Below are 929 nucleotides of genomic sequence, written 5' to 3' on the forward strand. Positions count from 1 at the left end.
GCACCGCCAGATGAACCTCCGCCAGCTCCGCGGAGGGATCGGCCCCCAGTTCCTCGACCAACAGCTGTCGTGCGTCCTCGAACACCGCAAGCGCCTCGGCCTGGCGGCCCGCCCCGGCCAGCGCCCGCATCAGCTGTCCCCGCAGCCGCTCTCGTAACGGATGCTCCCCCACCGCCTCCTGCAGCTCGGCCACCAGCGCCGCATGCCGCCCCAGCGCCAGCTCAGCCTCGGCCAGGTCCTCCACCGCGGCGACGCGCTGCTCCGCCAGCCTGATTGTCTGCACGGCGGCGAACGGCGCATCCACCACGTCGGCGAGCGCGGGTCCCTGCCACAGCCCAACCGCCTCGCGCAGCAGCGCCGCCGCATGGGTGTGCTCGTCCGCCTCCAGGGACCGCCGCCCCTCTCGTACGAGGCGCGCGAAGCGGTGCACGTCCACCTGCTCCGGGTCGGCCGCCAGCCGGTACCCGGCCGGGTGCATCTCGATCGGCACCGCCACCCCCGCCGCCCGCAGCCCGCGGCGCAGCCGCGACACCTGCGACTGGAGGGCGTTCACGGCGCCGTCGGGCGGCTCCTGGCCGTACAGGCCGTCGATCAGCTGCTCCGTGCTGACCACCCGGCCGGCGTTCAGCGCCAGCAGGGCGAGGAGCGAGCGCGGCCGCGGCCCGCCGACGTTCACCGTCGCCCCCTCGCCGGACCGCACCTGAAGTGGCCCCAGCACGCTTATCCACATGGTCTGATTCTCGCCTGCGCCGCGCGGACGGCTACTCCTTCGCACTTCCGCGACAACCTGCTCGAGTTCTGACTAGTGGTCGTCGCCGTTAGTTCGTCGGTTATGCGGCGAGGCTGAGGCGGTTGGCGGTCTTGAGGAGATCGGCGCGGGTGTACTTCCAGCCGAACGGGGCCGCGGTCTGGTTGTAGAGGTCCTGGAA

Annotated in this window: 1 protein-coding gene; it reads right to left on the reverse strand. The window is 72.6% G+C overall.

Annotated elements, in window-relative coordinates; all coding sequences use genetic code 11:
• Positions 1 to 718 (reverse strand): AfsR/SARP family transcriptional regulator (locus FMEAI12_RS00365; protein WP_235013540.1); only part of this gene is annotated, 718 nt, incomplete at its 3' end.
• Positions 719 to 929: the final 211 nt, after the last annotated feature.

It is taken from the genome of Parafrankia sp. Ea1.12, assembly GCF_900465275.1.
Lineage (GTDB): Bacteria > Actinomycetota > Actinomycetes > Frankiales > Frankiaceae > Parafrankia > Parafrankia soli.